Here is a 13,569-nt window from a genome sequence, read left to right on the forward strand (position 1 = left end):
TAATATATATTTAGTTAGTTTTACAAAGCTATCAATAAAACTTTTAACTTCTTGTTAAATTTTATCCCAATAAGATTGTGTTAATTTGAATTAAAAACAAATTTCGTTTTCGTATTTTTGTATTAAAATAACATTATGTTACGAATTTTAAAAAAATACCGAATCTTTTTAGGGGTCTTCCTGGTTTTTTCTGCAGTCGTTTTATCCTTATTTTATTCGGCCTTAAAGCCAAAAAAAACACTTCCTATTTTTAATCCTTCTGATGTGAATCCGGAATTAGTAGATAGTACGATTCAGTATAAAAGAAAATACCATACCATTGCTGATTTTTCGTTTGTCAACCAAAACGGAAAAACCATCACCCAAAAAGACTATGAAGGAAAAATATATGTGGCTGATTTTTTCTTTACCACTTGCGGCTCCATTTGTCCAAAAATGACCACCAATTTATCGGATATCCAGAAAGTTTTTGCCAATGATCCCAAGGTGAAGTTATTGTCGCATACTGTTTTTCCGGAGACGGACAGCGTTCCGGTTTTGAAGGCTTACGCCAAAAAATATAAGGTAGATGCTTCAAAATGGAATTTAGTCACCGGTGATAAAAAAGAAATTTATACCATGGCCAGAAAATCGTATTTGGCCGTTAAACTGGGAGAACCAAGCGAATTATACGACATGGTACACACAGAAAATTTTGTATTGGTAGATACTAAAAAAAGAGTTCGTGGGTTTTATGACGGTACTAACAAAGAAGACATGAAACGATTAATCGACGACATTCGTTTTTTGAGTGCCGAATAAGATTAATTGACCTTTAATTTCTTCGCCTTTTCTGATAAATCCCATCCCAATCCATGCATTTGTTTTGTCTTAATTAAGGTTTAAATGTGATATTTATCATTTTTATTTGTATTAAAATGTGTATTTTTGCAATCTTAATTCAATCTAAATAAGATTTGCAAACAACGATAAATTCTCTCAAAAAAGGCGAAAAGGCCATTATAAAAGACTTTGACATTGATATAGTTCCATTAAAATTATTGGAAATGGGTTGCTTACCGGGCAATCTGGTAGAATTACTTCAAATTGCTCCTTTTGGCGATCCTTTATATTTAAACATCAATGGTTCACACGTTGCTATCCGATTGGAAACTGCCCGTGAGATTGAAGTTGAAATACTAAAAACTAATTTATAATGACCAATCAAAATATCAATGTTGCTTTAATTGGAAATCCTAACACCGGAAAAACCTCTGTTTTTAATCAATTGACCGGTTTGAATCAACAAGTAGGGAATTACCCTGGAATTACCGTTGAAAAAAAGATGGGTTTTTGCAAATTACCCAATAACATCAAGGCTAATATCTTGGATTTACCGGGAACCTACAGCCTAAATGCCAGTTCGATTGATGAAAACGTTGTCATTGAATTATTACTGAATAAAAACGATAAATTATACCCTGATGTAGCCCTTGTAGTTACGGATGTGGAGAATCTAAAACGAAATTTATTACTTTTTACCCAAATAAAAGACCTTGAAATTCCAACCATATTAGTCATCAACATGGCCGACAGAATGAAATTCAAAGGAATTACGCTGGATATTCCGTATCTTGAAGCGCACTTAAAAACAAAAATTGCACTGATCAGTTCGAGAAAAGGTTTTGGAATTGATGAACTAAAAAAATTGATAGTCAACTACAAATCTCTTTCAAATGAACCCTGCTTGAATGCCTCAAGCATTGATCCGGAATATTTTAATACGTTAAGAAAAACATTCCCTAACCAGCTCTTGTATAAATTATGGCTGGTAATTACTCAAGACGTCAATTTCCTGAATTTAGACCGAAATGAAATCCGAAATTCATTTACTAAATCGCATTCGGATCTAAAGCGTTTGCAACAAAAAGAAACCATAAAACGCTACCAATTCATCAATGACGTTTTGAAAACAGGATTAAAAGTCGATGAGACAATTGCTAAAGATTTTCGCAGCAAACTGGATCGCGTCCTGACTCACAAGATTTGGGGTTATGTGATTTTCTTCATGATTTTGTTTGTTATTTTTCAATCTATTTTCGAATGGTCTAAAATTCCAATGGATTTCATTGACGGTACCTTTGCTACATTAAGCGCTCTTGCTGCCGAGCAATTACCGGCCGGCGTTTTAACCAATCTAATCTCGCAGGGAATAATTCCTGGAATTGGAGGTATTTTGATCTTCATCCCTCAAATTGCTTTCCTATTTATGTTTATTTCAATTCTTGAAGAAAGCGGTTATATGAGCCGAGTTGTTTTTCTGATGGATAAAATTATGCGTAAATTTGGATTATCAGGCAAAAGTGTAGTCCCGCTCATTTCCGGCACGGCCTGTGCGATTCCGGCAATTATGGCAACCCGAAACATTGAAAACTGGAAAGAACGATTGATCACCATCCTGGTCACCCCATTCACGACCTGCTCCGCCAGATTGCCTGTTTATGCCATAATCATTGCTCTGGTAATTCCAGATACTCGTGTTCTGGGTTTTCTGAACATGCAAGGAATGACCTTGATGCTGTTGTATCTTTTGGGTTTTGGAACGGCTATTTTTTCAGCGTACATTTTGAATAAAATCCTTAAAATAAAAGGAAAAACATACTTTGTGGTAGAAATGCCCAATTATAAATTACCGCTTTTCAAAAACGTAGGTATTAATGTGATCGAAAAAACAAAAGCCTTTGTTTTTGGTGCCGGAAAAATCATACTGGCTATTTCTATAGTTTTATGGTTCTTAGCTTCGTACGGACCAGGAGAAAAATTTAATGATGCGGAAACCATTGTCACTGAAAACACCAAAAACAATCCGTTGCCTGAAGCAGAATTTGAAAATGCAGTGGCCTCCCAGAAACTGGAAAACTCTTATATCGGAATCATGGGAAAAGCCATTGAGCCTGCTATTTCTCCTTTGGGTTACGACTGGAAAATAGGAATTGCCATCATCAGTTCCTTTGCTGCCAGGGAGGTTTTTGTGGGAACATTAGCCACTATTTACAGTGTGGGTGGTAGCGATAATGAAGGTACTATTAAGAATAAAATGGCTGCCGAGATTAATCCGATTACCGGAGAAAAGGTTTTTAATTTTGCTTCCGGAATATCACTATTACTTTTTTATGCTTTTGCTTTGCAATGTGCAAGCACACTCGCCGTTACAAAAAAAGAAACCAATTCCTGGAAATGGCCGGCAGGACAATTGATCTTTATGTCCGGATTCGCCTATGTTGTGGCTTTAATTGCATACCAAATTCTCAAATAAGCCATTACTGATTAGCTCAAATTTCATCGCTTTGGTGAGTCATACTAAAGGCGTGAAAGGTTAATAAAAACCTAAACAAAAATTGAATCGCAGGATGCTTCTTTTAATCGCCTGCACTCAGATGCGTATAAGACACCTCTAAGAAAAATAAATAATTTACAAATTCGAAGTAAAAAATTATAAAAGATACAGTATAATGCAAAAAACGTTCGAATTAAAACCTATTTGTATACCTAGAAATTAAATTCCTTCTCAATAACGATACGTCAACAAAAGTTAAAATTAAAAATTATTATTATTTTTAATTTGTCTAAATAAGATTTAGGCTTTACATTTGCAATGTAGAATTAATCTAAATAAAAAAAATGAGAAATATTATAATTATTGGCTCGCTATTAATTACGTCCGTTTTGTTTGCACAAGAAAAACAACTTACAAAAACTCAAAAAGATAGTATTGAAAGTTTAAACGAAGTAATTATTACCACCGATGCGATCATTGGAAGTAAATTTAAAGCCAAAAACAAAGCCGGATCAACTTATTTTATCTCTCCAAAAGAATTAAAAACCTTTAATTATGATGATGTTTCCAGGGTTCTAAGAACAGTTCCAGGCATCAATATTCAGGAAGAAGATGGCTTTGGCCTGAGACCAAACATTGGTATGAGAGGAACAAGCCCAGACCGTTCTGGTAATATTACCCTTATGGAAGATGGGGTTCTAATTGCTCCTGCACCTTATGCCGCTCCTGCCGCTTATTACTTTCCAACAGTAAACAGAATGCAGTCTTTCGAAATTGTAAAAGGCGGAAGTCAAATACAATACGGTCCTTATACTACCGGCGGCGCCATCAATATGGTTTCTACTCAAATCCCAAATCGTTTCACAGCCCGAGTTGTAGCCAGCATTGGTAGTTTCAATACCAAAAAAACATACGTAAATCTTGGGGATGAACGCGAAAATTTTGGTTATGTTTTAGAATACAACAATCGAAATTCAGACGGGTTTAAAAAAATTGACAACAGTACTAAAAATACCGGTTTTCAGGGAAATGATTATGTAGCTAAATTTAGAATTAATACAGATCTTGATGCCAAAGTCTTTCAGTCCTTGACTGCTAAAGTTCAATTTAGCGAAGATTTTGCTAATGAAACCTACCTTGGTTTAACCGAAGACGATTTCAACAATAGTCCTTACAGAAGGTATGCCGGATCAAATGAAGATTATATTGATACCGAGCACAAACAAATTATGTTTACGCATTTTATTCAACCTTCTAAAAATTTCAACATCACCACAAAAGCGTACAAAAATGATTTTGCCAGAAACTGGTACAAACTGGATGCTTTAAAAGTAGGAACAACAAAAGTGGGAATTAATTCTATATTAATTGACCCAACAAGGTATAATGCAGAATATTTAGCTTTAACTGGAGCTGCTAACACTGCTGATAATGCTTTATTAGTCAAAGCCAATAACAGGATGTATGAGTCTAAAGGAATCCAATCAGTAGCGAATTATAATTTTGCAACAGGAACGCTGAAACACGATCTTGATTTTGGATTTCGCTACCACGAAGATTATGAAGATCGCTTTCAATGGGTTGATGGGTACGCTATACAAAATGGAGTGATGAATAGAACTTCGAATGGAACTCCAGGCACAGATGCAAATAGGATTACAAACGCTGAAGCAATTGCCGCTCATGTGCTTTATACGATTACGTATGACAAATTTACGTTCTCGCCGGGAATCCGATATGAAAATATCAATTTAGAATCGATTAATTACGGGAGCAACGATATTACAAGAACCGGTACAAATATCGTAAATGCAAATAACCGTTCTGATGTTTGGATACCGGGAATGGGAATTCTGTATAAAATAAATGAAGATTACAATGTGTTTACGAGTGTTCACAAAGGATTTTCACCTCCGGGGGCTAAAGTTGGAGAAGATGCCGAAAACAGTATCAACTCAGAACTGGGTTTTCGCTTTCAAAAAAATGCCTTTTACGGAGAATTGATTGGGTATTACAATGATTTTTCTAATTTACAAGGTTCGGATAACATGTCCGGTGGCGGAACTGGAACTGGAGATTTATTCAATGCAGGTGCCGCAATCGTAAAGGGAATTGAATTTTTGGCCACATATGAGATCCTGAACAATTCAGAAAAAAGATATAAACTGCCGCTTAGCTTTTCCTATACTCTGACGGATACGAAATTAAATAGTGACTTTAACAGCCCAATATGGGGAAATGTAACACGTGGAGATGAGATTCCGTACATCGCCAAAAATCAATTTGCTCTGACTGCCGCTTTCGAAACAGAAAAATTCAATTTGGCCATCAGTGGGAAATATGTAGATGCGTTTAGAACATTGGCAGGAACGGGAACTATTCCGTCCCAAAACAAAGTAAATAGCAATTTTATTGTAGATTTTTCAGCAAGATACCACCTCAGCCAAAAAGTGAGCCTGATGTCTAATATCATTAATTTAATGAATGAAAAGTATGCCGTTTCAAGAGTTCCTGCAGGTTTAAGACCAGGAATGCCTTTTAGTATCAATTTTGGAATTATGGCACAGTTGTAAAAAACTTTCTCATTAGTTTAACTCAAAAAGCAACCTCTTTTGGTTGCTTTTTCTTATTTTTACAATATGGATATTCAAGAAATTTTAGCTTTTTTTGCCCTTGGAATAGCACTTGCTTTTTTGATTAAAAAATTCTTCCTCAAAAAGAAAAAATCAGATAAAAATTGTGGCAGTGGTGATGATTGCGGCTGCCATTAAAATTTTATTTCGTGTTTAAACGTTAAAAAAGAGCCCATGTAAAATGTTTGGTAGTAGTCTGAACTATCTTAAAATAACAATAAGTCTGCACTTTCTTTAAAATATAAAGAAAGTGCAGTAATTTAATAAAATTACTTTTTTAGACTCAATACCAACTGTTTACGTTTGTATGTTTTAGAAAATGTTTTCAAATTTGAACTTGTTTCTGGTTTGACTTTGAACATTATTTCAGCTTTATCCCTACAAAAATTGAAATTATGATACTATTATGAATTAGTAATCCGCATGCGATTAGACCATCATAATTTTAACAAAAATCTGATCTATAGGTTATATATATTTAATCCCAATGAAAATATTTTTCATTTTGTTATAGTGATATGCAGTCATTCAGTAGTGATATAAAAAGTTATTTTAAATACCCAATTTTTACATAGTATTCGCTGGGGTTGATTTTGACACCTTCTTTTGGATATGGAAGAACACTATAGTTTTTAATGTTTTTTTGCTTTTTAGGTAAATATTTAGAAAACCATTCTTTATTTTCTTTTTCGTTTTCCATCGAAAAAACCAATATCCTGTTTTCAATTAATTTTAAATCTTTGTAAACAGAAACAACTCCCGAAACTTCCCCTTCCCAAATACATGTAACCCCTTCCGGACAACGGGAATCTGAAGAAATCGATTTTAGAACCAACTGAAAACCTTTTTTATTGAGGCATATTTTCTGATGTATCGTGCTGTATTTGACCTTCTGGGATTTAGGACTTTGCGCCAAAACTACACTGCTGATAATTATACAAAGGAATACTACTGACTTTTTCATAAACGCAATTTAAAAGATAAAGCTACGCTTCTTTTTAATAACAAATGGCAAAAATTAAAAATCCTATCCCAAAGCCACATCCAGAACCATCATCACTATAAATCCGCCAACAAATCCCAGTGTGGCAATATCCGTATTTTTATCCTGTTGTGTTTCTGGAATCACTTCCTCTACCACAACAAAAATCATAGCACCTGCAGCGAAGGCCAAAGCGTACGGTAAAATTGGGGTAAAAAATGTGACAGCAAAAGCGCCTAAAACAGCAGCAACTGGTTCTACCAAAGCTGATGATTGTCCATACATAAAGCTTTTCCTTCTACTCATTCCCATACGACGCAACGGCATGGCCACGGCAATACCTTCGGGGAAATTCTGAATTCCAATACCAATGGCCAAGGTAACAGCACCCGCAATGGAAGCCTCCGGAATCCCGGCAGCCACTCCGCCAAAAAGAACCCCTACGGCCAATCCTTCTGGTATATTATGCAGTGTAATTGCTGACACCAGTAATGTAGTACGTTGCCAAGGCGATTTAATTCCCTCCGTAACTTTAAAATTAATGTGAAGATGTGGCAATACTTTATCAATCCCAAAAATGAACAAGGCACCAAGAAAAAAACCAAAAGCTGCGGGAATCACTTTTTGAAAACCTTCGCCGCCAGTCATTTCTATAGCAGGAGCCAATAAACTCCAAAAACTTGCAGCAACCATTACGCCCCCTGTAAATCCGAGCATTCCGTCCAGTACCGTCCGGTTCATGGTTTTAAACAAAAAAACGAACGAGGCTCCTAAAGCCGTAAGAAACCAAGTGAATAAACTCGCGTACAAAGCGGCTAATATTGGGTCGATACTCGTGAAATAATCTACTATAGATTGAAACATAATTATTTAATGTATAAATTACTGGCAATTTTATTTGAAATGGTTATTTCTTTGGTACCAATGCGTATTCGGAAAGAGGAATCAAAAAATTCTTTCTCGACAATTTCAATCTGAGAACCCAAAGCAATTTCCTGTTTGTCTAAATATTTTAAAAATTCCGAAGAGGTATCCTTTACGCCTACACAAATCCCGATTTGGTTTTTCTCGAATTCAGAAAGCAGTTGTTTTTCTACTTTTATAATTCTTCCCTTGGCATCCGGAATAGGATCTCCATGAGGATCTTTAGTAGGATTTCCCAGAAAATCATCCAGTTTATTGATGAGTTTTTCAGATTTTATGTGTTCTAATTGTTCCGCAAGATCATGCACTTCATCCCATGAAAAGTCTAATTTCTCCACTAAAAAAGTTTCCCAAAGCCGGTGCTTTCGAACAATCATTTTAGCGGCTAATTGTCCTTGATCAGTAAGGGAAACGCCTTGGTATTTGATGTAGTTGACTAACTCTTTTTCGGCGAGTTTCTTGAGCATATCGGTAACGGATGATGCTTTGGTTTCTATTTTTTCGGCAATCGCATTGGTGCTGATATCCACCTCTGAAACGGCCGTAAGGTGGTAAATGGTCTTAAGATAATTTTCTTCTGAAAAGGTCATGCTGTTTTTTTTTGATGTTTTCTCTCCCTACATTTGTACAGCTGTAAAGAATAAAGAATTGCAACAATCTTAATAAATTAGAACTGTAAAACAATTACAACAACAAAGATACACAAAAAAGCACACCAAAAATATTTTTTTAGTCAAGTCTAAAATATAAGAACAAATTATAAACAGTTAGGACACAATCCAGAAAGTGTAAAATTAGCCTCCTTCATTACGTAGTTCGGCGGTAATTTAAAGGTGGGCGATACATTCTCCAAGCAGGTCACCAATTGGCATTTCTCGCAACTAAAATGAATGTGATTGTGGCTATGCGGAACACCATTGTCCAAGTCATGGCAACTTGCATATTTTATGGTTCCGTCTAAAGTAACCATTTTATGAATCACATCTTCGGTCATAAGGCGATTCAAAACCCTGTAAATGGTAACGCGGTCACAAAAATTTTGGCTTAAAGCCTGAATTTCTGTATGCGATAACGCCACATCCGAATTTCTTATTATTTCTAAAATAGCAGTTTTAGCGGTTGTGTTCCGAGTTATTTTCATTTTTTGATAAATTACTTATCGCAACAATGTTGCGTTATTGAATATATTTCTATATTTGCAACACAATTGCATTAAGCAAATATACAAGAAATGAAGAAACTATCAATATCTAGCATCGATCTTTTAGGGATTTCGAGTGCCGGTTTGTGCCTGATCCATTGTTTAGTTTTGCCTTTACTAACCATCCTGCCTTTTGGCGTGTCGCACAATCCGTATATCGATTTACTGTTTGCATTAACAGGTCTTTGGGCCGTATTGCGCCTTATAAAAACGGCCACTTTTAGGATAATTGTTATATTCCTGCTCTTCATATCTCTAATTCTGTTGAGTGTGTTAATTGACATTTTTCTCGATTTACACACTAATTTGTTAATTATAGGCGGAATAGGAATGATACTCGGACATCTCTTGAATTATAAAAATCACAAAAAAAAGCACCTATGAAAAAATTGCCCGTAACTGTATTATCTGGTTTCTTGGGAGCCGGAAAAACCTCCTTACTCAATTATATCCTGCATAATAAAGAGGGTTTGAAAGTAGCCGTTATCGTAAATGACATGAGTGAGGTCAATATTGATGCGCAATTAGTCAAAAAAGAAAACACGCTTTCCCGTACCGAGGAGCGATTAGTCGAAATGAGCAACGGCTGTATTTGTTGTACGCTACGCGAAGATTTAATGCTAGAAGTCGAGAAATTAGCCAAAGAAGACCGTTTTGACTACCTATTAATTGAGAGTTCCGGGATAAGCGAACCAATTCCTGTCGCACAGACTTTTTCCTTTGTAAATGAAGAAGAAAACATCGATTTATCCCGATTTAGTTTCATTGATACGATGGTGACCGTGGTCGATGCCTTTAATTTCTTTAAAGATTTTGGTTCAGCCCAAACTCTTCAGGACCGGAAAGTGTCTGATATTGAAAATGATACTCGCACAATTGTAAACCTGCTGGTCGATCAAGTAGAGTTTGCCAACGTCATCATCCTGAACAAAACTGATTTGGTTACCCAAAAAGAATTGGAAGTTCTCAAAGCATCCATCCAGAAACTGAATCCCATAGCTAAAATAATCCCTTCTATTCTTGGAAGAGTTAATATCAACGAAGTCCTAAACACCGGATTATTTAACTACGAAGAAGCCGAAGCCTCCGCTGGATGGATGCAGGAGCTCGAAGGAATTCATATGCCTGAAACTGAAGAATACGGAATTTCTTCCTTTGTTTTTAGAGACGAACGTCCGTTTCACCCCTGTCGCTTTTGGCGCTACCTAACAAAGGATTTTCCGCAGCATATCATTCGGAGCAAGGGATTATGCTGGATTGCTTCCCGACCACAACAAGCCATCAACTGGAGTCAGGCCGGCGGATCCATGAAAGCCGAGGGAGCTGGTGTCTGGTGGGCCAGTATGCCTCTGGGGGAACGGATGACTTTTCGTAATTTTGTCGAATATCAAGACATTATCGAAGAGCGATGGACGACCAATTTTGGAGATCGCCTAAATGAAATCGTATTTATAGGGCTGCAAATGGACGAAAATTTAATTCGAGAACAACTCGAAAACTGCCTTTGCACCAGTGATGAAATTATGGATTTACAAGGCGGTTTTTTTCCTAGTACCGATGCTTTTCCTATTCCTAGAGCCTATCACGAGGACCAAGGAAAAGCGGTTCTAAATAAAATATAATGGTTATAAATCCTACTCATTTTAGTTAAATATTCGGTAATCAACGGTTCATTGTTATGATGAATCCTTTTTTTATCCATTGAACAATATAATTTTTATATATCAAATATTATTTTTAGATTTGTCTAAAATTTAATTTATAATAATGAAAAATATATTTTATTTACTACTTGCCTTTTCGTTCCAAATGATAGTTGGCCAAGAAAAAAGTAGTGTTTCGGGCTTCATTTCTTCGGAAAAAAAGAAAATTCAAGCAGCGCAAGTCCTTTTACTAAAAACTAATTACACAACTCAAACCGATAGTTTAGGCCACTATAGAATAGATGCTGTTCCTGAGGGAAATTATAAAATACAAATTACCGCAGCCGGTTTTCAAACGGTCAACAAAACTATAAGTATAAAAAAAAACGATTCAATTCTTGTTAACTTTGAACTATACAACACGGACAATCAACTCAACGAGGTCGTGGTTTCCGGAACTTTAAAACCCGTAAGAAGACTGGAAAGTCCCGTTCCTGTTGAAGTATATTCTCCCACATTTTTCAAAAAAAACCCTACAGCCAGTATTTACGAAGCTTTACAAAATGTAAATGGCGTGCGTCCGCAACTCAATTGTGGCGTATGCAATACAGGCGACATTCATATTAACGGACTCGAAGGCCCGTATACTCTGGTCTTAATAGACGGAATGCCCATCGTGAGCAGTTTATCTACGGTGTATGGATTATCTGGAATTCCAAATTCACTGGTCGAACGAATCGAAATCGTAAAAGGTCCCGCTTCGTCTCTATACGGTAGTGAGGCTGTTGGAGGTTTGATCAATATTATTACCAAAAATCCAACAAAAGCTCCCTTGTTTTCGGCTGATATTTTCTCAACTTCTTGGTTAGAGACCAATGTTGATTTAGGAGTAAAACTCAATGTTGGGCAGAAAGCTACGGCACTTCTAGGTTTAAATTATTTTAGCTACAATCAAAAAATAGACAACGACAATGACGGATTTACAGATGTTACACTTTCGGACCGAATCTCCCTTTTTCAAAAATGGACTTTCAACAGAAAAGAAAACCGTTTGTTCACTATTGCGGCGCGTGGGGTATATGAAGACCGTTTTGGCGGCGATGTGCGTTGGGAGAAAAAACACCGTGGCGGAGACGAAATCTATGGCGAAAGCATTTATACCAAACGAGCAGAATTAATAGGAAGTTACCAATTGCCTTTTCAGGAAAAACTAATGCTGTCTTTTTCAGGAAATGTACATTATCAGGATAGCAGATACGGTACAACGAGCTATATTGCGAATCAAAAAATTGGTTTTCTACAGTTAACTTGGGATAAGAAAATAGGAAAAAACGACCTGCTTGCAGGAATTGCCACCCGATACAATTATTACGATGACAATACACCGGCAACATTAAAACAGGGAAATAACAACCCAGAGAAAACCTGGCTACCGGGGATTTTTGTTCAGGACGAAATTACATTTACCGAAAAACACAAACTTTTACTGGGAATGCGCTACGATTACAACTCATTTCACGGAAATATTTTCACACCACGATTAGCCTATAAATGGAAATTGAACGATAATAATATCATTCGTTTAAATACCGGGACAGGGTTTAGAGTCGTGAATTTATTCACCGAAGATCATGCTGCCTTGACTGGTGCTCGCGAAGTTATAATTGCAAACAACCTAAAGCCCGAGCAATCCGTAAATGCAAATTTGAATTATATTAAGAAAATAAATTTTGATAACGGAACCTTTATTGGCATTGAAACTTCCTTATTTCATACCCGCTTCAGCAATAAGATAATATCGGATTATGTTACTGATCCCAACCAAATCATCTATGACAACATCAACGGTTATGCGATAAGTCAAGGAATCAGTGCGAATATCGATTTCAATTTTCCTAATGGATTAAAAATTATCACCGGTGCTTCCCTGCTTGACAATAAAAACGTTCAAAATGGCCGAAAAGAAAACCCTATTCTAACTGAAAAATTTACAGCAACTTGGAGTGTTTCCTATAAAATTCAAGCTATCGATTTAAATATTGATTACACCGGAAATCTATACAGCCCTATGCGACTCCCACTTTTAAGCGCTTTAGATCCCCGTGCTCCAGAATCACCTTGGTACAGTTTACAAAACATTCAATTCACGTATTCTGGTTTACCTGATTTTGAAATTTATGTCGGAATTAAAAACCTGTTGAACTTTTTACCCAAACAAAACAACCCTTTTTTGATTGCAAGAACTGATGATCCTTTTGATAAAAATGTAACCTACGACACAAACGGACAAGCGCAGGCCACTCCCCAAAATCCCTATGGACTAACCTTTGACACTACCTATGTATATGGGCCCAACCAGGGAATCAGAAGCTTTTTCGGACTCCGATATACCTTGAGATAATGAGAAAAAAACTGTATTTACTGGTACTCCTATGCTTTGCAATTCCTTCTGGATTCGCGCAGTTGCATTCGGTTTCGTTTGAACAAATTGACAGTTTGCAAAATAACAAAAAGAGAAAAACGATAGTTTTTATTCAAACCGATTGGTGCCAATTTTGTCATGCGATGAAAAACACCACTTTTAAAAACAAGGAAATTATTACCCAGCTCAATTCTAATTTCTATTTTATTGATTTTAATGCCGAGGAAAAGCGAACGGTTATTTTTAACAAAACCAGTTTTCAATTCCGACCCACGGGAAACAACTCCGGAATACATGAACTGGCCCTCGCATTAGGAACAGTCAACAAACAACTGAACTTTCCTGTTTTGTGTGTTTTGAACAGTGAAAATGAGATTATTTTTCAGCACAACGGCTACTTAAACCCAAAAGAATTTAAGCTGATTTTAGCCAAACTAAAAGAATAAAA

13 protein-coding genes are annotated in these 13,569 nt (G+C 36.2%); 9 read left to right on the top strand and 4 right to left on the bottom strand.

The features are described 5' to 3' along the window. Positions 1 to 135 precede the first annotated feature (135 nt). From EKM02_RS03620 to EKM02_RS03640, 5 genes are all read left to right on the top strand, one after another. Positions 136 to 801: an SCO family protein gene (locus tag EKM02_RS03620; RefSeq protein ID WP_126452176.1), complete on the top strand. Its 666-nt coding sequence runs from the start codon at positions 136 to 138 to the stop codon at positions 799 to 801. 155 nt (positions 802 to 956) lie between these two features. Continuing rightward, a complete protein-coding gene (locus tag EKM02_RS03625) occupies positions 957 to 1,196 on the top strand; it encodes a ferrous iron transport protein A (protein WP_126452178.1) in 240 nt (79 codons plus the stop codon). Beyond that, complete coding sequence (gene feoB, locus EKM02_RS03630; RefSeq protein WP_126452180.1) at positions 1,196 to 3,295, top strand: ferrous iron transport protein B; 2,100 nt, start codon at positions 1,196 to 1,198, stop codon at positions 3,293 to 3,295. The genes EKM02_RS03625 and feoB overlap by 1 nt, the downstream gene beginning before the upstream one ends. A gap of 365 nt (positions 3,296 to 3,660) precedes the next feature. Continuing rightward, positions 3,661 to 5,889 (top strand): TonB-dependent receptor family protein, encoded by a 2,229-nt coding sequence (locus EKM02_RS03635; RefSeq protein WP_126452182.1) that lies wholly within the window; start codon positions 3,661 to 3,663, stop codon positions 5,887 to 5,889. Between the two features lie 66 nt (positions 5,890 to 5,955). Then, entirely contained in the window at positions 5,956 to 6,087 is a 132-nt protein-coding gene (locus tag EKM02_RS03640) for a FeoB-associated Cys-rich membrane protein (RefSeq protein WP_126452183.1), read from the top strand. A 409-nt stretch (positions 6,088 to 6,496) separates the two neighbouring features. Here the strand turns inward: EKM02_RS03640 and EKM02_RS03645 are convergent, their stop codons facing one another. From EKM02_RS03645 to EKM02_RS03660, 4 genes are all read right to left on the bottom strand, one after another. Further along, positions 6,497 to 6,913: a hypothetical protein gene (locus EKM02_RS03645; RefSeq protein ID WP_126452185.1), complete on the bottom strand. Its 417-nt coding sequence runs from the start codon at positions 6,911 to 6,913 to the stop codon at positions 6,497 to 6,499. Between the two features lie 63 nt (positions 6,914 to 6,976). Next, the gene (locus EKM02_RS03650) at positions 6,977 to 7,795 is read right to left on the bottom strand and encodes a ZIP family metal transporter (RefSeq protein WP_126452187.1); all 819 of its coding nucleotides are present in this window, start codon (positions 7,793 to 7,795) and stop codon (positions 6,977 to 6,979) included. 2 nt (positions 7,796 to 7,797) lie between these two features. After that, complete coding sequence (locus tag EKM02_RS03655; protein ID WP_126452189.1) at positions 7,798 to 8,445, bottom strand: metal-dependent transcriptional regulator; 648 nt, start codon at positions 8,443 to 8,445, stop codon at positions 7,798 to 7,800. Between the two features lie 167 nt (positions 8,446 to 8,612). Next, positions 8,613 to 8,996, bottom strand: a complete 384-nt coding sequence (locus tag EKM02_RS03660) for a Fur family transcriptional regulator (protein ID WP_126452191.1) — start codon at positions 8,994 to 8,996, stop codon at positions 8,613 to 8,615. Between the two features lie 90 nt (positions 8,997 to 9,086). Between EKM02_RS03660 and EKM02_RS03665 the strand changes: the two genes are divergently transcribed. The 4 genes from EKM02_RS03665 to EKM02_RS03680 all read left to right on the top strand — a co-directional run bounded on the left by EKM02_RS03665 (position 9,087) and on the right by EKM02_RS03680 (position 13,567). Continuing rightward, positions 9,087 to 9,440, top strand: a complete 354-nt coding sequence (locus EKM02_RS03665) for a MerC family mercury resistance protein (RefSeq protein ID WP_126452193.1) — start codon at positions 9,087 to 9,089, stop codon at positions 9,438 to 9,440. Then, positions 9,437 to 10,678: a GTP-binding protein gene (locus EKM02_RS03670; protein WP_126452195.1), complete on the top strand. Its 1,242-nt coding sequence runs from the start codon at positions 9,437 to 9,439 to the stop codon at positions 10,676 to 10,678. The genes EKM02_RS03665 and EKM02_RS03670 overlap by 4 nt, the downstream gene beginning before the upstream one ends. A gap of 145 nt (positions 10,679 to 10,823) precedes the next feature. Further along, on the top strand, positions 10,824 to 13,100 hold the full coding sequence (locus EKM02_RS03675) for a TonB-dependent receptor (protein ID WP_126452197.1): 2,277 nt from the start codon (positions 10,824 to 10,826) through the stop codon (positions 13,098 to 13,100). Then, positions 13,100 to 13,567 carry a thioredoxin family protein gene (locus EKM02_RS03680; protein WP_126452199.1) on the top strand — a complete coding sequence of 156 codons (468 nt, stop codon included), beginning with the start codon at positions 13,100 to 13,102 and terminating at the stop codon, positions 13,565 to 13,567. The genes EKM02_RS03675 and EKM02_RS03680 overlap by 1 nt, the downstream gene beginning before the upstream one ends. The last annotated feature ends 2 nt before the right edge of the window (positions 13,568 to 13,569 follow it).

Source organism: Flavobacterium sp. RSP49, assembly GCF_003968735.1.
In the GTDB taxonomy this organism is placed as follows: Bacteria; Bacteroidota; Bacteroidia; order Flavobacteriales; family Flavobacteriaceae; genus Flavobacterium.